At 68.7% G+C, this 15964-nt stretch carries 21 protein-coding genes; 9 read left to right on the top strand and 12 right to left on the bottom strand.

The genetic code is table 11. From position 1 onward, the window contains the following. The gene (locus J2X41_RS11755) at positions 1-1419 is read left to right on the top strand and encodes an NAD(P)(+) transhydrogenase (Re/Si-specific) subunit beta (protein ID WP_310082043.1); all 1419 of its coding nucleotides are present in this window, start codon (positions 1-3) and stop codon (positions 1417-1419) included. A gap of 217 nt (positions 1420-1636) precedes the next feature. Here the strand turns inward: J2X41_RS11755 and J2X41_RS11750 are convergent, their stop codons facing one another. From J2X41_RS11750 to J2X41_RS11740, 3 genes are all read right to left on the bottom strand, one after another. Then, positions 1637-1981: a UrcA family protein gene (locus tag J2X41_RS11750; protein WP_310082042.1), complete on the bottom strand. Its 345-nt coding sequence runs from the start codon at positions 1979-1981 to the stop codon at positions 1637-1639. 277 nt (positions 1982-2258) lie between these two features. Further along, positions 2259-2609 (bottom strand): UrcA family protein, encoded by a 351-nt coding sequence (locus J2X41_RS11745; protein WP_310082040.1) that lies wholly within the window; start codon positions 2607-2609, stop codon positions 2259-2261. A 48-nt stretch (positions 2610-2657) separates the two neighbouring features. Then, the gene (locus J2X41_RS11740; RefSeq protein ID WP_310082038.1) at positions 2658-3008 is read right to left on the bottom strand and encodes a UrcA family protein; all 351 of its coding nucleotides are present in this window, start codon (positions 3006-3008) and stop codon (positions 2658-2660) included. A 328-nt stretch (positions 3009-3336) separates the two neighbouring features. Here J2X41_RS11740 and J2X41_RS11735 point away from each other — a divergent pair, with 328 nt between their 5' ends. Next, positions 3337-4131, top strand: coding sequence for a M23 family metallopeptidase (locus tag J2X41_RS11735; protein WP_310082036.1), 795 nt, complete (start codon positions 3337-3339; stop codon positions 4129-4131). A gap of 82 nt (positions 4132-4213) precedes the next feature. Next, positions 4214-5170 (top strand): alpha/beta fold hydrolase, encoded by a 957-nt coding sequence (locus J2X41_RS11730; RefSeq protein ID WP_310082035.1) that lies wholly within the window; start codon positions 4214-4216, stop codon positions 5168-5170. Positions 5171-5366: 196 nt separating this feature from the next. On the opposite strand, the gene rpsU is transcribed toward J2X41_RS11730, so the two are convergent. Beyond that, positions 5367-5606: a 30S ribosomal protein S21 gene (gene rpsU / locus J2X41_RS11725; protein WP_085953736.1), complete on the bottom strand. Its 240-nt coding sequence runs from the start codon at positions 5604-5606 to the stop codon at positions 5367-5369. Positions 5607-5786: 180 nt separating this feature from the next. Between rpsU and J2X41_RS11720 the strand changes: the two genes are divergently transcribed. Further along, a complete protein-coding gene (locus tag J2X41_RS11720) occupies positions 5787-6443 on the top strand; it encodes a COQ9 family protein (protein ID WP_310082034.1) in 657 nt (218 codons plus the stop codon). Between the two features lie 145 nt (positions 6444-6588). On the opposite strand, the gene J2X41_RS11715 is transcribed toward J2X41_RS11720, so the two are convergent. Beyond that, entirely contained in the window at positions 6589-7302 is a 714-nt protein-coding gene (locus J2X41_RS11715) for an aspartate/glutamate racemase family protein (RefSeq protein ID WP_310082032.1), read from the bottom strand. Positions 7303-7395: 93 nt separating this feature from the next. Between J2X41_RS11715 and J2X41_RS11710 the strand changes: the two genes are divergently transcribed. Beyond that, positions 7396-7782 carry a RidA family protein gene (locus tag J2X41_RS11710; RefSeq protein ID WP_310082031.1) on the top strand — a complete coding sequence of 129 codons (387 nt, stop codon included), beginning with the start codon at positions 7396-7398 and terminating at the stop codon, positions 7780-7782. Positions 7783-7988: 206 nt separating this feature from the next. On the opposite strand, the gene J2X41_RS11705 is transcribed toward J2X41_RS11710, so the two are convergent. The 3 genes from J2X41_RS11705 to purE form a co-directional block, all read right to left on the bottom strand. Beyond that, positions 7989-9140 carry a M23 family metallopeptidase gene (locus tag J2X41_RS11705; RefSeq protein ID WP_310082028.1) on the bottom strand — a complete coding sequence of 384 codons (1152 nt, stop codon included), beginning with the start codon at positions 9138-9140 and terminating at the stop codon, positions 7989-7991. Between the two features lie 88 nt (positions 9141-9228). After that, the gene (locus tag J2X41_RS11700) at positions 9229-10323 is read right to left on the bottom strand and encodes a 5-(carboxyamino)imidazole ribonucleotide synthase (RefSeq protein ID WP_310082027.1); all 1095 of its coding nucleotides are present in this window, start codon (positions 10321-10323) and stop codon (positions 9229-9231) included. Beyond that, entirely contained in the window at positions 10323-10826 is a 504-nt protein-coding gene (purE, locus tag J2X41_RS11695; RefSeq protein WP_310082026.1) for a 5-(carboxyamino)imidazole ribonucleotide mutase, read from the bottom strand. The genes J2X41_RS11700 and purE overlap by 1 nt, the downstream gene beginning before the upstream one ends. Before the next feature lie 283 nt (positions 10827-11109). Here purE and J2X41_RS11690 point away from each other — a divergent pair, with 283 nt between their 5' ends. Together J2X41_RS11690 and J2X41_RS11685 are read left to right on the top strand one after the other, a co-directional pair. Continuing rightward, positions 11110-11829: a GGDEF domain-containing protein gene (locus J2X41_RS11690; RefSeq protein ID WP_310082024.1), complete on the top strand. Its 720-nt coding sequence runs from the start codon at positions 11110-11112 to the stop codon at positions 11827-11829. Between the two features lie 170 nt (positions 11830-11999). After that, complete coding sequence (locus tag J2X41_RS11685) at positions 12000-12476, top strand: OsmC family protein (protein WP_310082022.1); 477 nt, start codon at positions 12000-12002, stop codon at positions 12474-12476. On the opposite strand, the gene J2X41_RS11680 is transcribed toward J2X41_RS11685, so the two are convergent. Further along, positions 12473-13165: an NAD(P)H-dependent oxidoreductase gene (locus J2X41_RS11680; protein WP_310082020.1), complete on the bottom strand. Its 693-nt coding sequence runs from the start codon at positions 13163-13165 to the stop codon at positions 12473-12475. The genes J2X41_RS11685 and J2X41_RS11680 overlap by 4 nt on opposite strands. 122 nt (positions 13166-13287) lie before the next feature. On the opposite strand from J2X41_RS11680, the gene J2X41_RS11675 reads away from it, so the two are divergent. After that, positions 13288-14166 (top strand): LysR substrate-binding domain-containing protein, encoded by an 879-nt coding sequence (locus tag J2X41_RS11675; RefSeq protein ID WP_310082018.1) that lies wholly within the window; start codon positions 13288-13290, stop codon positions 14164-14166. On the opposite strand, the gene J2X41_RS11670 is transcribed toward J2X41_RS11675, so the two are convergent. The 3 genes from J2X41_RS11670 to J2X41_RS11660 form a co-directional block, all read right to left on the bottom strand. Beyond that, positions 14163-14384 (bottom strand): DUF465 domain-containing protein, encoded by a 222-nt coding sequence (locus tag J2X41_RS11670; protein WP_310082017.1) that lies wholly within the window; start codon positions 14382-14384, stop codon positions 14163-14165. The two genes, J2X41_RS11675 and J2X41_RS11670, sit on opposite strands and share 4 nt — an antisense overlap. A gap of 70 nt (positions 14385-14454) precedes the next feature. Next, the gene (locus J2X41_RS11665) at positions 14455-14913 is read right to left on the bottom strand and encodes a TIGR02444 family protein (RefSeq protein ID WP_310082015.1); all 459 of its coding nucleotides are present in this window, start codon (positions 14911-14913) and stop codon (positions 14455-14457) included. Between the two features lie 23 nt (positions 14914-14936). Beyond that, positions 14937-15548, bottom strand: coding sequence for a UbiX family flavin prenyltransferase (locus J2X41_RS11660; RefSeq protein ID WP_310082013.1), 612 nt, complete (start codon positions 15546-15548; stop codon positions 14937-14939). Between the two features lie 129 nt (positions 15549-15677). On the opposite strand from J2X41_RS11660, the gene J2X41_RS11655 reads away from it, so the two are divergent. Next, positions 15678-15851, top strand: a complete 174-nt coding sequence (locus J2X41_RS11655; protein ID WP_035084766.1) for a YdcH family protein — start codon at positions 15678-15680, stop codon at positions 15849-15851. Positions 15852-15964: the final 113 nt, after the last annotated feature.

Raw genomic sequence — 15964 nt, 5'->3', positions numbered from 1 at the left:
ATGAACGCCAATCTCGCCGCCATCCTCTACATCGTGTCTGGGGTGCTGTTCATCCTGGCCCTGCGCGGGCTGTCCAGCCCGGTGACCAGCCAGGCGGGCAACCGCAACGGCATGATCGGCATGGGCATCGCCGTGCTGACCACCCTGGCCACGCTCTGGAAGCAGGGCGCGCTGGACCCCGTGACCATCGGCCTGATCCTGGGCGGCATCGCGGTTGGCGGCACGGTGGGGGCGGTGATCGCCCGCAAGGTGGCCATGACCTCGATGCCGCAGCTGGTGGCGGCGTTCCACAGCCTGGTCGGCATGGCCGCCTGCCTGGTGGCCGTGGCGGCGATCTACACCCCGGCGGCCTACGGCATCCTGGGCGCTGACGGCCAGGTGCACCTCAACAGCCTGATCGAGCTGTCGCTGGGCCTGGCCATCGGCGCGATCACCTTCACCGGCTCGGTCATCGCCTTCGCCAAGCTGAACGGCAACATGGGCGGCGCGCCGATCCTGCTGCCGGCCCGCCACCTGATCAACATCGTCATCGCCCTGGCCATCGTCGCCCTGGTGGTGGTGCTGGTGGTCAGCGGCGGCCACGCGATCTGGGCCTTCTGGGGGATCTTCGCCCTGGCCCTGCTGATCGGCGTCACCCTGATCATCCCGATCGGCGGCGCGGACATGCCGGTCGTGGTCTCGATGCTGAACAGCTATTCGGGCTGGGCCGCCGCGGCCCTGGGCTTCACGCTGGAGAACACCACCCTGATCATCACCGGAGCCCTGGTCGGCAGCTCGGGCGCGATCCTGTCCTACATCATGTGCAAGGGCATGAACCGCAGCTTCATCTCGGTGATCCTGGGCGGTTTCGGCGCGACCGACGCGGCGGCCGGTCCGGCCGGCAAGGTCGAGACCCGTCCGGTCAAGCAGGGCTCGGCCGACGACGCGGCCTTCATCATGAAGAACGCCAGCAAGGTGATCATCGTCCCCGGCTACGGCATGGCCGTGTCGCAAGCCCAGCACGCCCTGCGCGAAATGGCCGACAAGCTGAAGGAAGAGGGCGTGGAGGTGAAGTACGCCATCCATCCCGTCGCCGGCCGCATGCCGGGCCACATGAACGTGCTGCTGGCGGAAGCCAACGTCCCCTATGACGAGGTGTTCGAGCTGGAGGACATCAACAGCGAGTTCTCGACCGCCGACGTGGCCTTCGTGATCGGCGCCAACGACGTCACCAATCCGGCCGCCAAGACCGATCCGCAGAGCCCGATCTTCGGCATGCCGATCCTGGACGTCGAGAAGGCCCGCACCGTACTGTTCATCAAGCGCGGCATGAGCAGCGGCTACGCCGGCGTCGAGAACGAGCTGTTCTTCCGCGACAACACCATGATGCTGTTCGGCGACGCCAAGAAGATGGTCGAGGGGATCGTCAAGGGGCTGTGAGGCGGCCAGGGGCGGGTTCGTCGCTGTCCCAAGGCGATCCAAACTAGCTCCGCCATTCCGAGCCTTGCGCCCGGAACCCCTCTATCCGTCGCAGGTGCGGAGGGGGCGCGCCATGGCGCCTCAAATGCGCGGCGGCGTGTTCTCGAAAAGAAGAAGCTCCGGACGGGACCCCGTCCGGAGCTTTGCTTTTTGACGGGTCGCAGCGGTCGTGCGGGTCTCAGCGGCTGGCGAGCGCGACGGCGTTGGCGCGCGACGCGCTCCTCAGGCTTTGGCGCTGATCCTTGGACAGTTGCGACATGACTTGCTGGCGGACGGCGACCTTGCAGCCGGCCATGGTGAACGCGCCATTCGGATTGCCGCGCGCCATGTCGTGGCAGACGTCTTCGGCCGTGGCGTTGATGCGGGCGGCGAACTTGGCGGCGTCGGCGGGGGTCGCCAGGTTCAGGCCGACGAACGAGATGCGGGCGGTCGATGCGGCGGGGGCTTGGGTCAGGCCCGGGGTCGGAACGGCGGTCAGGGCCAGGGCGGAGGCGATGGTCAGGCTGATGATGAACTCGCGCATTGGAGTTGTCCCTCGATTTGGCGCTTGTTTCTCCCGGCGTCAAAGGGCGTACTCTTGTATCACTGCAAATACTCATCACATTTCATTCATGACAAAGAATTTATGGAAAGATAATATTAAGTATTATAGATGATATGGGAGGTTTTGCGTATCGATCATATATAGCTGTAACTTATAAATAGCTAAATTTCGTCGCCTTTATGGTGGCGCTTGGCGCTGAAAAAGCCCCAGAACGTTTCCGTCCGGGACTTTTTCTTTTGGCGCGTCATGCGGTCGCTCAGCGGGCGGCGACGGCGATCGGGTTGGCGCGAGCGGCCATCCGCAAACCCTGGCGTTGGGTCGAGGACAGTTGTGAGGCGACCTGTTTGCGAGCGGCGATCTTGCAGCCGGCGATCGTGAAGTCGCCGCTGGGATTGGTGCGGGCCATGTCGCCGCAGACGCGGTCGGCGGCGGCGTCGACGCGGATGGCGAATTCGGCGGCATGGGCCGGGTTGGAGAGGTTCAGGCCGACCAGCGACACGGTGGCCCTGTGGTTTTCGGCGTGGGCGGCCTGCAGCAGGCCCAGGGCGGGCACGGCGGCCAGGGTGACGGTGGCCACGGCGGCCAGGCTGGTCATGAACTTGCGCATTGGAGTTGTCCCTTCTGAAGAGGCGCTGTCGCGCCGATGGTCGGTGGGTTAGCGGCTGGCCACTTGCGTGGAAGACAGGGCGGCCGAACGGCGCAGGTCGGCGCGATGCATCGCGCCGAGCTGGCGGCGGACGTCCTGCCGGACCTGGGCCAGGCAGTCGGCTTCGCGAATGTTCGAGCGCATGTTTTGGCCGCTGACTTGGCGGCACAGCGCCTTGCCCTGGGTGTCGACGCGGGTCTTGAAGGTGGCGGCCTGGGCAGGATCGGCGAGGTCCAGGTCGCCGAACGGGATGCGGACGGTCGGCTCGGCGGCGTGGGCGGCTTGCAGCAGGCCCAGGGCGGGCACGGCGGCCAGGGTGACGGTGGCCACGGCGGCCAGGCTGGTCATGAACTTGCGCATTTGAATTGTCCCTCTGTCTAGGCGCGTCCCTGCGCCCCATGTCCAAAGGTGTATTCTCGATTTCTTGGGAATACTCGTTACGTCTCATTCATGACGTGTAATTAAAGAAGTGGACCAAAGGTAATGTTCTGAATTTGCTGTAATGCACCGACGGTGATCCGCCTGCTGAGCTTTGGTCATGCTTGGCGAATGGTTAAGGTGCGCCGCCTTTTCGCCGCATGAGCGCGTCATAGAGCCGGCCTTCATCATCCCGAAAGGTCGCCTGTGGGATGGAGACGCGCTTCGGCGCGGTCACCTCGGGTCGACCGACCGTCTGTGAGGATCGCTCTTGGCGTCACGAGTCCTGGCCGCAACCGCGTCCCCCTATTCCCTGGCCGCCTTCGCCGCGGTGGGCGGGGCCATCGTGGTCTGGGGCATGGTCAACGCCGTCACGGCCATCGGCGCGATGAGCGCCGACCTGGACAAGCCCGCGCCGGCTCCCGCGGTCGCGCCCGTCACGGCGCCCGAGCCGCCGCCGCCTCCGCCGCCCGCCTTCGTGTTCGACGCCCCGTTGCCGGGCCATGTGGTCAACTCGCCGTTCGGCCTGCGCCAGATGCCGTGGGAAGAGAACGGCCGCCTGCACGAGGGCGTCGATATCGCCGCTCCGGCCGGCGCGCCCGTGCATGTCGCCACCGACGGCGTCATCACGAAGAGCGGCGTCAGCGGGACCTACGGCCGGTTCGTCGAGGTGGCCCACAAGGACGGCTTCCGCACCCTGTACGCCCATCTGGGCCGCGACGCGGGCCTCAAGCGCGGGACCTATGTCAAGCGCGGGACGACCGTGGCCTATGTCGGAAGCAGCGGCCGCTCGACCGGCTCGCACCTGCACTTCGAACTGCGCAACAAGGCCGGCAAGCCACTGAACCCGGCGCTGTTCATGGGCAAGACCTTCGCCGAGAAGGACGACCTGCCGCTGAAGGCGGCCGCCAAGGTCGGGCGCAAGGTGCGCCTGGCCCAGGTGTCGCGATGGCCGGAAGGCGTGAAGGCCCAGATGGCGGAAAAGGCGACGGCGAACGGCGACGGCGTGATCACCCGCGTCAAGGGCGGCCGCATCCGTACGCGGATCAACGTCGTCGACGGCTAAGGCCTGCGCAGGTCGAACCCCTGCATCGAATTTGGACGGCGCCGTCACGCGACGGACATGGTCGCTCGTCTAGAGTGGCCGAATGCTCAAGTTCATCGGACGCGTCGTTGCCGGATTCGCTCTTCTTTTCGTTTCGTTCGTCGCCGTGGGCGGCCTGATGTCGGCGGCCAGCCACCCCGTGCCGCGGGGCCGCATGGTCGACATCGGCGAGGGGCGGCAACTGCGGCTGGTCTGCGAAGGGCCGTCCCAAGGCGGGACCGGCGAGCGGCCGCTGGTGTGGCTGGAGGCGGGCGCCTTCGGCTTCGCCGCTGACTGGGGCGCGACCCAGGAGGCCCTGAGCGCCGCCGGCTGGCGGTCTTGCGCCTATGACCGGGCCGGCATGGGCTTCTCGCCGCCGGGACCCGCGCCGCGCGACGGCCTGGCCATCGTCTCCGACTTCGAGAAGCTGGTCGCCGCCTCGGGCGAGAAGGGGCCGTTCATCCTGGTCGGCCATTCGATGGCCGGCCTCCGCCTGCGCGAATACGCCGGACGCAATCCGGGCCAGGTGGCGGGGCTGGTGCTGGTCGACGCGTCCACGGGCGACGCGGCTGAAACCGAGAGTTTCAAGCCGTTCGTCAAGGCGTTCACCGCGGCGTCACGCTGGGCGGCGCGCGGCGCCTCGATCGGGCTGTTCAAGCCGCTGGCCCATACCAGCCTGGGCGACAAGATCGGCCTGCCGCCGGCCGCCCAGGCCGAGAAGCGCTGGGCCTTCGCCAATGGCCGCCACAACCGCACCGCCGCCGCCGAGGTGGCCCTGTGGCCCGAGGCGGCGCAGCAAGCGGCCGCCGGACCGGCCTACGATCCCGACTGGCCGGTGGCCGTGGTCACGGCCGGACCGGTCAAGGGTCGCGAGCGGCGCAAGGCGATGCAGGCCGCTCCAGCCGAGCGGTCCAGGCACGGCTATGTGGACCACGTGGAGGCCGCCAGCCACACGCGGCTGCTGGGCGAGCCGTTCGCCGGGCACATCGTCAAGGCGGTGGAATTCGTGGCGGGTAAATAGGTCCTCCCCCCGTGGGGGAGGTGTCGGCGAAGCCGACGGTTGGGGGGAGTGATGCGGTCTTAGCCTCATCCGGGATCCATACCCCAAGACTCCCCCCACCGGCCTTCGGCCGCCTCCCCCACAGGGGGAGGAATAAACAAAGCCCGCGTGGATCGCTCCACGCGGGCTTGTGTGTCCAGAGACCTGGAAGCGTCGCTTAACGCGCGCCGACCGGCTTCTTCGGCATCGGGATCAGGCCTTCGCGCTGGGCGCGCTTGCGCGCCAGCTTGCGGGCGCGGCGGACAGCTTCGGCCTTTTGACGGGCGCGCTTTTCCGACGGCTTCTCATAGTGCACGTGCCGCTTCATTTCGCGGAACGAGCCTTCGCGTTGCATCTTCTTCTTCAGGGCCTTGAGCGCCTGATCGACGTTGTTGTCGCGGACGAAAATCTGGACCAGGGGTCTCTCTCCATTCGACGGCCCGACCATCTTCCCGAGTCCCTCTCAGGGGCCGGGCGGGCGAACAAAACCTGATAAGCCCGGAAAGGGATCTCCCGGGCGACGAGGGGCGGCTGATAGCAGAGGCGGCGGCCTCTGTCCATGGCGACGCGGCCTAAAGTCCCGTGTAGACTCGGATTCATGAGCGACAAAGACGCCGAGGCGGCCAGCTGGGCCGAGACGACCGAGCAGCGGGTGCTGGACGAGGCCCTGCGCCTGGCGCCGCGCCTGGGGTGGAACGCCGGGCTGGTCCGGGCCGCGGCCGCCGCGGCGGGCCTCAACGCCGGCGAGGCGCAACTCCTGCTGCCGCAAGGCCCGCGCGACCTGGCCGCCCTGCTGTCGCGCCGCCACGACAAGGCCGCCGTGGCCGCTCTGAACGCCCAGGATCCGCCGCCGGCCAAGATCCGCGACAAGATCCGCTGCGCCGTCGTCGCCCGCCTGGACGCCGCCCAGGGCGACGCCGAGGCCCTGCGCAAGCTGGCGGCCTTCCTGGCCTTCCCCACCCACCTGCCGCTGGCCCTGACCCTGGTCTGGGAAGGCGCCGACGTCCTGTGGCGCTGGGCCGGCGACACGGCCACCGACGAGAATCACTATTCCAAGCGCGCGATCCTGTCGGGGATCCTGGTCTCGACCCTGGCGGTCGACATGGCGTCCGGCCGCGAGCCGGCGCTCAAACACCTGGACGGCCGCATCGACAACGTCATGGCCTTCGAGAAGTGGAAGGCCGGGATCAAGCCGATGAATCTGGCGGCCGAGGTGGCCGGGGCCCTGGCGCGGATGCGGTACGGGCGGGGCTAGTCCTGAAGCCCCTCCCCCTGTGGGGGAGGTGTCGGCGAAGCCGACGGAGGGGGGAGGAATCGGCCGCTATCGGACCTCCGATCCTCGATCCTAAAACTCCCCCCACCGATCGCTGCGCGATCGCCTCCCCCCACAGGGGGAGGGTCTATTGGCGCAAGCCTTCCAGCGCCCGATCCACCGCCGCCATCGCGTGCAGCGTCGTGGTGTCGAACACCGGCACAGGGCTGTCGGCCTGGCCGATCAGCAGCATGATCTCGGTGCAGCCCAGGATGATCCCCTGCGCCCCGCGTTCGACCAGCCGCCGGATCACTGCCCGATAGACCTCGCGCGAGGCGTCCAGCACCTGGCCGGCCACCAGCTCGCGATAGATGATGTCGTGCACCGCCTTGCGGTCCTCCGCGTCGGGGATCAGCACCTCCAGGCCGAACCGCGCCTCCAGGCGGCCGCGATAGAAGTCCTGCTCCATGGTGAAGGCCGTGCCCAGCAGGCCGACCTTCGTCAGGCCCGCCGCTTGGATCGCCGCCGCCGTGGGATCGGCGATGTGCAGCAGGGGGATGTCCACCGCCGCCTCGATGGCCCCGGCGCAGCGGTGCATGGTGTTGGTGCACAGGACCAGGACGTCGGCGCCGCCCTTCTCGAGCGTGCGGGCCGCCTCAGCCATCTCGCCGGCCAGGGCGTCCCAGTCGCCGGCGTGCTGCAGCGCCTCGATCCGGGCGAAGTCGAATGACCACATCAGGGTGCGGGCCGACGCCACCCCGCCCAGACGGTCGCGGACCCCCTCGTTGATCAGGCGATAGTACTGGATCGAGCTTTCCCAGCTCATGCCGCCGATCAGGCCAATCAGCGCTTGTTCGGCCATGTCCGTCTCCGCCAAGACCGTCACACCGACGGCGCGTCTTTCCGCTAGGCTGTGGACGCCAAGCTCACAAGACAAAAGCCCAGGAGGCGCGCCATGGACACCGTGATCCACAATCCCACCGACGGGATCTACGCCGCGACCGACGACTATGTGCACGCCATCGAAGTGCGCGATCCGGCCCGAATGCTGTTCGTGGCCGGGACCATGGGGCTGGACGCCGACGGCGTGGCAGGAACCGGCCTGGACCACCAGCTGGAGCTGGTCTGGTCGAACCTGCGCGCCATCCTGGCCAGCGCCGGCATGACCGTCGACAACATCGTGCGCCTGACCAGCTACCTGCGCGATCCGGCCTATGTCGAGGCCAACGGCGCGGCGCGGGTGAAGGCCCTGGGCGACCGGCGCATCCCGACTACGGCGATCATCGTCCAGACCCTGGCCGACGACTGGCTGGTCGAGCTGGAGATCATCGCGATGGCGTGAGGGGGCTGGTTCGCCCTCGCGTTTTCCTCCTCCACACCGCCGTCCCGGGCCTTGCGCCCGGGACCCCTGGTTCAGCCGACGGTGAAGTACAATGGCGCGCTAGCGCGCCACGCCTCCGCACCTGCGGCGGAGAGAGGGTTTCCGGGCATAAGGCCCGGAATGACGATCGAAAGGAAAGCGGCAGCCCTCCGGTCCAGCGCGGGACCTTATTTGCCCGAAGGAAAGCTCACCACGGCGTTGTCGACGGGGAATTTTCGCCGATGGACAGTTGGATTCTGGTTTCCTGGCGCCCAGGCCTGCCCCGCAAGCATCTCGCCAGGATTGGTTGCTACGCCAACCTGGGTGAACGCCTCCAGTTCATAGGGAATACCCTCGGCAGCGATATGAACGGGGCGGTCCACCAACTGGAAGTGAAGATGGGGCGTCATGGCGTTCCCCGAATTGCCGAGCCGGGCCAAGACGTCTCCCGCCCTGACCTTGTCTCCGAGCCGCACCCTCAAGCTCCCTGGCTGGAGGTGATCATAGACCGCATAGCGCCCATGGCCGAGATCGAGGATCAGGGCGTTACCGGGAATGGTTTCCGGCGTCATCGACGCCGCGCGCTTCTGATTGAGGCCGGCGTTGTCGGGGATGCCATCCTTGCGGCCGACGATCCGGCCGTCGCCCACCGCCAGCACCTCGGCCCCGTAACCGTAGAAGTTGGCGTTGACGCCTGGCTCGCCGTGGAACAGGCGACCCTCCGGGCCGAGCCGCACCCAGTCGATGGCGAAGCGCGACGAGATCCACGTCCTGCCGTCCACAGTGCTCAGGGCGCGGCGATGGTTGGGGCTGGACAGTCCGAAGGCGGCGACCCAGCCCGACCCGCTCACCGGCGGATGCAGGACGAGAGGCGCTTCCTGTACGACGGTCACGACCGGGCCTTCCACCATCTCGGCGACGTCGGCCGAGGCTGAGGCCGAGAGGCGATGGCGAAGCTGCTTCGGCGGCAACGCTCCCGCAGGCAAGACCAGATCCAGGAAGACCATGACAACGCGACCGGCGCCGACAACCCGCGTCTCGATGGCCGGATCGGCCGGCCCGATCGGCATGAGCAGCTTGTCCAGGTCGTCGCCGAAGTAGGAGGCGATGGCGCCGCTGTCGCCAAGCACCTCAAGTTTTGTCAGCTCGATCGGCTTCGCGCCGAAATTGGTGACGCGAAGCTCATAGAGCAGATGAAGCCGTCCATTCGCCGTCAGCGATTGAGGCGACGGCCCGGCGATGACGTCGAGAGGAATCGGAAGCGCCAAAGCGGGTTGGGCGTGCAGGCGTGCTGGACCGAGCAGGGCCAGGATCACGACAAGGAGCAGGCGCTTTTGCATCTCCACAGGGACATCGACGCGGCATGATCGGTCAAGGCTGAAAATGACAACTGTCATTTCCGAAAGGGCGTAGATCCGCCCCGCGCCCCTAGTCCTTCAACCCCCGCAGCCTGTTCACATGCCCCATCTTCCGCCCCGGCCGGGCTTCGCCCTTGCCGTAGAGGTGGATGCGGGTCTCGGGTTCGGCCGCCAGCTTGGCCCAGGCGTCGACCTCGGGGCCCAGCAGGTTGGTCATCTCGACATGGGCGCGCGGGGCGGTGGGGCCCAGGGGCCAGCCGGCGACGGCGCGGATGTGCTGCTCGAACTGGTCGACCTCGCAGCCGTCCTGGGTCCAGTGGCCGGTGTTGTGCACCCGGGGGGCGAACTCGTTGACCAGCAGCTTGCCATCGGCCAACTCGAACAGCTCCACCCCGATGACGCCGACATATTCCAGGGCGGTCAGGATCCTGGCGGCGATGGCCTCAGCCTGGTCGCGGGTGGCGCTCGAGACCTTGGCTGGGGCGCTGGTGCGGCGCAGGACGCCGCCCTCGTGGTGGTTGTCCGACAGCGGATAGCAGGCGATCTCGCCGTCCCGACCGCGGGCGGCGATCACCGACAGCTCGCGCACGAAGTCGGCGGGGGCCTCGAGGATGGCCGGCTGCTGGCCGATCTTGTCGAAGCTGGCTGGGGCGTCGGCGGGGCGCTGGACCCAGGCCTGGCCCTTGCCGTCATAGCCCTCGCGGCGGGTCTTCAGCAGCGACGGGGCGCCGATCCTGGCCACGGCGGCGGCCAGGTCATCGGCGGTCTCGACGGCGGCGAAGGCGACGGTCGGGACGCCGATCTCGGCCAGGAAGCTCTTTTCCACCACCCGGTCCTGGGCGGCGGCCAGGGCCTTGGCGCCGGGGGCGACGAGCACGCCCTGGGCGGTCAGCTCGGCGACCGTGTCGGCCGGCACGTTCTCGAACTCGTAGGTGACGACGTCGCAGACCTCGGCCAGGCGTCTCAGCGCCCAGCGGTCGTCATAGGGGGCGACGATCTGGCGGGCGGCTACGCGGCCGGCCGGACTGTTCTCCTCGGGATCGAGGATCACCACGTCAAAGCCCAGGCGGGCGGCGGCCAGGGCTAGCATGCGCCCCAGCTGTCCCCCGCCGAGGATGCCGATCGTGGAGCCAGGGGCCAGGGGAGCGGCGGGGGGGTGGGTCATCAGTCTTCGACGCTTTCGACGACGCTGTCGGTCTGTTCGGCCCGAAAGGCGGCCAGGCGGCCGGCCAGGGCCTCGTCCGAGATCGCCAGGATCTGGGCGGCCAGCAGGCCGGCGTTCCTGGCCCCCGCCTCGCCGATCGCCAGGGTGGCGACCGGAACGCCGCCGGGCATCTGGACGATGGACAGCAGCGAATCCAGGCCGTTCAGGGCCTTGGACTGCACCGGCACGCCCAGCACCGGCAGGATGGTCATCGAGGCGACCATGCCCGGCAGGTGGGCCGCGCCGCCCGCGCCGGCGATGATCACCTTGTAGCCGGCGGCCTGGGCGGTGGCGGAGAACGCGACCAGGCGCTGCGGCGTGCGGTGGGCGGAAACCACCTTGGCCTCGTAAGCGACGCCCAGGGCGTCCAGCGCCTCGGCCGCCTTCTTCATCGTCGGCCAGTCCGAGCGGCTGCCCATGACGATCGCCACGGGGGGGGCGACAGGTGGCGTGGCGGTGGGCATCGGCGACGATTTCCCTAGAGGCGGCGGTGGAACGCCCCTCAAAGGTTTTGGCGCGCTCCGTGACCTGACGGCCGTGAATCGCGGGCCTTATAGCCCCTGGCGTCAAAGCGCCAAAGCCCGTTCTCACCGAATGAACCTAGGGAAAAGCCCAGGGGATCCGAAGGGATAGGCCAAACCCGCGACGCCGCGACACAGGGGTGTCGCCATTGTCATGGTTAATGAAAGAACGCAGAAATGCTGGAGCTTCATCGCAAGTGATTCCCCCTGTGGTTCCCGGCCTCCCATGAAGATCACCAGCGCCCGCACCGAATCCTTCTCGGCCATCCGCCGCCGAGCCCTGACCGAGGCGGCCGGACCGGCCGTCGCGCGGGCCGTGGTCGCCGCCGACACGGCCGGGTTCCTGGGCCTGTCGGAGGCCGACCTGAGCCCGCAGGTGCAGGCGGCGCTGAAGACCCTGATGGTCGAGATCGACGACCTGCGCAACGAGGTCGCCCGACTGAAGTTCAAGCTGGGCGAGGCCCAGGGCCTGGCCGACCTGGACGTGCTGGCCCCGGTGCTGAACCGCCGGGCCTTCCTGCGCGAGATCAAGCGGGTGGCCGCCTTCGCCCAGCGCTACGGCTCGCCCGCCAGCCTGGTGTTCTTCGACCTCGACGGCTTCAAGGCCGTCAACGACCGCTTCGGCCACGCGGCCGGCGACCAGGCCCTCAAGGCCGTGGCCGAGCGCCTGCAGGCCCATGTCCGCGAAACCGACGTGGTGGGCCGGATCGGCGGCGACGAGTTCGCCGTGCTGCTGGTCCAGGCCGACCAGCAGACCGCCGCCTCCAAGGCCGAGACCCTGGCCGCCGCCGTGCGCGACATGCCCGTGCAGGTGGGCGAGTGGTCGGTGCCGCTGCGCATCTCCTGGGGCGTGCGCGAGATCGAGCCGGGCGCCGACCCCGAAGCCGCCCTGGCCGAGGCCGACGCGGCGATGTTCCTGAAGAAGCGGGTGCGCAAGGAAGCGTAAGGGCGCATCGGCGTTCAAACGCCTTGCGTGGTCCTCGTCCTTCGACAGGCTCGGGACGAGGACCATCTCCATTCGCGGGCAGTAGAAAAACCTCATCCTGAGCTTTCGAAGGGCGAGGTTTTCGTCAGGGCGAGAGCGCGCTATCTCCCTCACAAAAGAGGAGCCCGCCCATGTCCAAGTCACACCGCTACGCCACGACCCTGACCTGGACGGGCAATACCGGCGAGGGCACGGCCAGCTATCGGTCCTACGAGCGGGCCTATGAGGTCGCCGCCGAGGGCAAGCCGACGCTGCTGGGCTCGTCCGATCCCAGCTTCCGGGGCGATCCGGCGCGCTGGAATCCCGAGGAGCTGCTGCTGGCCTCGATCTCCTCGTGTCACCAGCTCTGGTACCTGCACCTGTGCGCGGTGAACGGCGTGGTAGTCACCGCCTATCGCGACGAAGCCACGGCGGTGATGGTCGAGGACGAGACCGGCGGCGGCCGGTTCGAGAGCGCGACCTTGCGGCCCCAGGTGACGATCGCGGCGGGCTCGGACCCGGCCAAGGCCCTGGCCCTGCACCACGAAGCCAACGCCAAGTGCTTCGTGGCCAATTCGCTGAACTTCCCGGTGGGGCACGAGGCGAACGTCGAGGTGGCGCCAGCCTAAGCCGCGGCCGCCTCGGACCTGGCGGCCAGCAACGTCTCCACCAAGTCGTCGACCCGCGCCTCGGCCGCGGCGATCGAGGCGGCCAGGCGGGCGTCGGCGAACTCGTCGTACTCGATCGCGGCCTCGTGGACGTCGGTCACGCCCAGATAGCCGAGCGGGGTGCGCAGGGCGGCCTCCAGGTGGTTGGCGTGGGCCAGCCGTCCGCCGGGGGTGTAGCCGTGGTCGCCGCGCGAGGACAGGATCACCAGCGTCTTGCCCATCGCGTCTAGCATCGGCCAGTAGGGCTCGCCCTCCCGAGTGCGGTCGAAGCCGAAGGTGCGGCCGACCCGGACGATATTGTCGAGCCAGGCCTTCAGCTGGGCGGGCGGACCAAAATTATACATCGGCGCGCCCAGCACGATCACGTCGGCGGCCAGCACTTCGTCGACCAGGCGGTCGCTTTCGGCCAGGGCCTCGGCCATCCAGGCCTCGCGGCGCTCGGGCGGGGTGAAGGCGGCGTGGATCCAGTCGCCGGTCACTGGCGAGGGTGGGGCGGCGCCGACGTCGCGATAGATCACCGGATCGGCGGGACGCGCGGCCCGCCAGCGGTCGACAAAGCGCCCGGTCAGGCGGCGGCTGTGCGAGCCGCGGGCGTCACGGTCGGACCGTCCGGAGCGGGCGCTGGAATCGATGTGGAGCAGGGTGGTCATGCGAGATATCCTAGGGCTTGGATGAACTGGTCTCATCCGATCGGCGTCGATGCGTGGATCGCGCTCTTGACGCGCCGCCACAAACGCGAAATCCACAGGCGACAGATGAGGTGAGATCATCCATGCGCCGCCTGCCGCCGCTCTCGGCCCTACGCGCCTTCGAGGCCGCCGCGCGCCGACTCAGTTTCCGCCTGGCGGCCGAGGAGCTGGCGGTCACGCCCACGGCGGTCAGCCACCAGGTGCGCCAACTGGAGACGCACCTGGGCCAGCCGCTGTTCGTGCGCGGCGTTCGCAGCGTCAGCCTGACGACCGCCGGGGCGCGGCTTTTCCCGGTCCTCATGGACGGCCTGGACGCCTTTGAACGGGCGGTCGCCGGTCTGCGCGTGGAGAGCGGTCGGCGGGTGGTGACCCTGTCGACGACCATGGCCTTCGCGGCCCGACGTCTGGCCGGCCGGGTGGAGGCGTTCCGCGCCGCCAATCCCGATCTGGACCTGCGCCTGCTGGCCACCGACGACCCGGTCGACCTGAGGGCGGGCGAGGCCGACGCGGCCGTCCGGTACGGGCTAGGGCCTTGGCCCGGCCTGGTCTCCGAACCCCTGGTCGACGACCGCTTCGCCCCGGTGTGCAGTCCGCGTCTCGGCCTGGCCGATCCCGAGGATCTGGCCGCCCACACCCTGATCCATGCCGAATGGCGCCATCCCGGCCCCGACGCTCCGACTTGGCGGCTGTGGGCCAGGCAGGCGGGAAGAACCGATATGGACGTCGAGGCGGGTCCGCGCTTCACCGACGACAGTCACGCCATCCAGGCGGCGATGGCGGGGCAGGGCGTGGTGCTGACCAGCCTGACGCTCGTGGCCGAGGAACTGGCCGGCGGCCTGCTGGTCCAGCCGTTCGGACCGGTGTTGGCCGGACGGCGGTTCGAGCTGGTCTATCCGCCCGCCGCGCGCGACGGCCAGGCCGTGAGCGCCCTGCGGCGGTGGTTGGCCGAGGTGCTGAGCTAGGCGATGATGTCCGGCATCAGCTGGTCTTCCAGCCGCACGATCTCGTCCTTCAGCGCCAGCTTTCGGCGCTTGAGGCGGGCGATCTGCAGCATGTCGGGCTGGGGGCGCTCCTCGAGGGCCGTGACCGCGTCGCCGAGGTCCTGGTGCTCCTCGCGCAGGATCGCCAGACGCCGCTCGAGGGCGATGTCGCTGTCGTCTGAAGCGTCGTCGTCGTTCATGGACGCTCTTCCTGCTGGGACCCGGGGGCGGTGATAGATAGCAAAGCCTGACAGGGGGTAAAGGCCCTCGTCAAACCCCGCCGGCCAAGGCGTCGGAAAGGGCGCGCAGGGCGGCTTCGCGCGGCGGATCGCCGGACGCCCGGGCGGCCTCCAGCAAGGTGTCGAACACGTCCAGCGCCGGACCCGGCGCGCCGCTGAGCGCTTCCAGGCTTTCCATCAGCACCTTCTCGCCGTGCAGCTCGACGTCCTTGACCGCGTTGCGGAAGTCCTCGCGCGCGCCGTCGTCGATCCCGGGCCAGGCCGGCTTGATCGCGCGGCGGATGGCGCGCAGGGGCGAGCCGACCTCGGCGTCCCAGCGCTTGACCAGCCGGGCGGCGGCCTGAACGTCAGCGGCGCGGCCCTCGCTGGCCCGCCAGGCGGCCCACAGCAGATAGGGCACGTTCTGGCCGTGCCCGTCCTGCAGCGCCAGGCACGCGCCTGCGACAGACTGTCGCGCATAGACCTCCAGGGCCCACTGCCAAAGCCGCATCTCGGTTAACCCCCCAAGGCCCTTCAGGCCTCTCCAGCGATCGTCGCCAGGTCCTCGCCCCAGCGCTTGACCGGTCGCCAGGACAGGCCGAACAGGTCGAGCGCGCGGCCCACCGACTGGTCGACCATCTCGGCGATCGACTGCGGCTTGGCGTAGAACGCGGGAAGCGGCGGGGCGATCACCGCGCCCATCTCTGCCAGCTTGGTCAGGGTGCGCAGGTGGCCCAGGTGCAGGGGCGTCTCGCGCACCATCAGCACCAGCGGCCGGCGCTCCTTCAGCGTCACGTCGGCGGCGCGGGTCAGCAGGGACGAGGTGACGCCGGTGGCGATCTCGCTCATCGAGCGGACCGAGCACGGCGCGATGATCATGCCCAATGTCCGATATGAGCCCGACGCGATCGCCGCCCCAATGTCGCCCACGCGATGGACAACGTCCGCCTTCTCATTGACCTGGGCGATGGAAAGTTGGGTCTCCTGCGCCAGGGTCAGGGCGGCCGACTTGGACAGGACCAGGTGGCTCTCGACGCCCAGTTCGCGGCAGGCGTCCAGGGCCCGCAAACCGTAGACAACCCCCGACGCGCCTGAGATTCCGACGACCAGGCGAGGTTTTTCCGACAAGGCCAGCGGGTCCGACATGGTGAATTTTCGTCCGTCTTGGGAGCAAGCTGCGCCAGGTCAAGCGCCGCCGATTGCAATCATATGTGATCTGACAGCTTCGAACAGCGGGTGTTGACTTGCGCCTCCACCAGCAAGGAGCCGACAGCCATGGCCATCGAATCCCGTATCCGCGAGCTAGGGTCCCGTCACGAGAACCTCGACCGCACGATCCAGGAGGAGACCAGTCGACCCGTCAGCGACAGCACCCGTCTCCGGGAGCTGAAGCGGCAGAAGCTCAGGCTCAAGGAGGAGATCGAAGGCCTCAGGGCTCGACTTCACTAGCCCCCTCTGGCCATCGCCGATAGCGGGGATGGCCGCCCGAGGAGGCCGAAAACAGAAAGGCCCGCTCCGTGCAGACGGCGCGGGCCTTTTGCTGTCGCGGACATTGGCGGACG

It is taken from the genome of Caulobacter sp. BE254 (assembly GCF_031457295.1).
Taxonomy (GTDB): Bacteria; Pseudomonadota; Alphaproteobacteria; order Caulobacterales; family Caulobacteraceae; genus Caulobacter.
The sequence above is the reverse complement of the archived record's forward strand: the minus strand, read 5'-3'. Positions and strand labels throughout refer to the sequence as shown.

Excerpts from the sequence above, each read along its gene's own strand:
- J2X41_RS11755 (WP_310082043.1), top strand. The coding sequence starts at position 1 with ATGAACGCCAATCTCGCCGCCATCCTCTACATCGTGTCTGGGGTGCTG.
- J2X41_RS11750 (WP_310082042.1), bottom strand. The coding sequence starts at position 1,981 with ATGCGCGAGTTCATCATCAGCCTGACCATCGCCTCCGCCCTGGCCCTG.
- J2X41_RS11745 (WP_310082040.1), bottom strand. The coding sequence starts at position 2,609 with ATGCGCAAGTTCATGACCAGCCTGGCCGCCGTGGCCACCGTCACCCTG.
- J2X41_RS11740 (WP_310082038.1), bottom strand. The coding sequence starts at position 3,008 with ATGCGCAAGTTCATGACCAGCCTGGCCGCCGTGGCCACCGTCACCCTG.
- J2X41_RS11730 (WP_310082035.1), top strand. The coding sequence starts at position 4,214 with ATGCTCAAGTTCATCGGACGCGTCGTTGCCGGATTCGCTCTTCTTTTC.
- J2X41_RS11720 (WP_310082034.1), top strand. The coding sequence starts at position 5,787 with ATGAGCGACAAAGACGCCGAGGCGGCCAGCTGGGCCGAGACGACCGAG.
- J2X41_RS11715 (WP_310082032.1), bottom strand. The coding sequence starts at position 7,302 with ATGGCCGAACAAGCGCTGATTGGCCTGATCGGCGGCATGAGCTGGGAA.
- J2X41_RS11710 (WP_310082031.1), top strand. The coding sequence starts at position 7,396 with ATGGACACCGTGATCCACAATCCCACCGACGGGATCTACGCCGCGACC.
- J2X41_RS11705 (WP_310082028.1), bottom strand. The coding sequence starts at position 9,140 with ATGCAAAAGCGCCTGCTCCTTGTCGTGATCCTGGCCCTGCTCGGTCCA.
- J2X41_RS11700 (WP_310082027.1), bottom strand. The coding sequence starts at position 10,323 with ATGACCCACCCCCCCGCCGCTCCCCTGGCCCCTGGCTCCACGATCGGC.
- purE (WP_310082026.1), bottom strand. The coding sequence starts at position 10,826 with ATGCCCACCGCCACGCCACCTGTCGCCCCCCCCGTGGCGATCGTCATG.
- J2X41_RS11690 (WP_310082024.1), top strand. The coding sequence starts at position 11,110 with ATGAAGATCACCAGCGCCCGCACCGAATCCTTCTCGGCCATCCGCCGC.
- J2X41_RS11685 (WP_310082022.1), top strand. The coding sequence starts at position 12,000 with ATGTCCAAGTCACACCGCTACGCCACGACCCTGACCTGGACGGGCAAT.
- J2X41_RS11680 (WP_310082020.1), bottom strand. The coding sequence starts at position 13,165 with ATGACCACCCTGCTCCACATCGATTCCAGCGCCCGCTCCGGACGGTCC.
- J2X41_RS11675 (WP_310082018.1), top strand. The coding sequence starts at position 13,288 with ATGCGCCGCCTGCCGCCGCTCTCGGCCCTACGCGCCTTCGAGGCCGCC.
- J2X41_RS11670 (WP_310082017.1), bottom strand. The coding sequence starts at position 14,384 with ATGAACGACGACGACGCTTCAGACGACAGCGACATCGCCCTCGAGCGG.
- J2X41_RS11665 (WP_310082015.1), bottom strand. The coding sequence starts at position 14,913 with ATGCGGCTTTGGCAGTGGGCCCTGGAGGTCTATGCGCGACAGTCTGTC.
- J2X41_RS11660 (WP_310082013.1), bottom strand. The coding sequence starts at position 15,548 with ATGTCGGACCCGCTGGCCTTGTCGGAAAAACCTCGCCTGGTCGTCGGA.
- J2X41_RS11655 (WP_035084766.1), top strand. The coding sequence starts at position 15,678 with ATGGCCATCGAATCCCGTATCCGCGAGCTAGGGTCCCGTCACGAGAAC.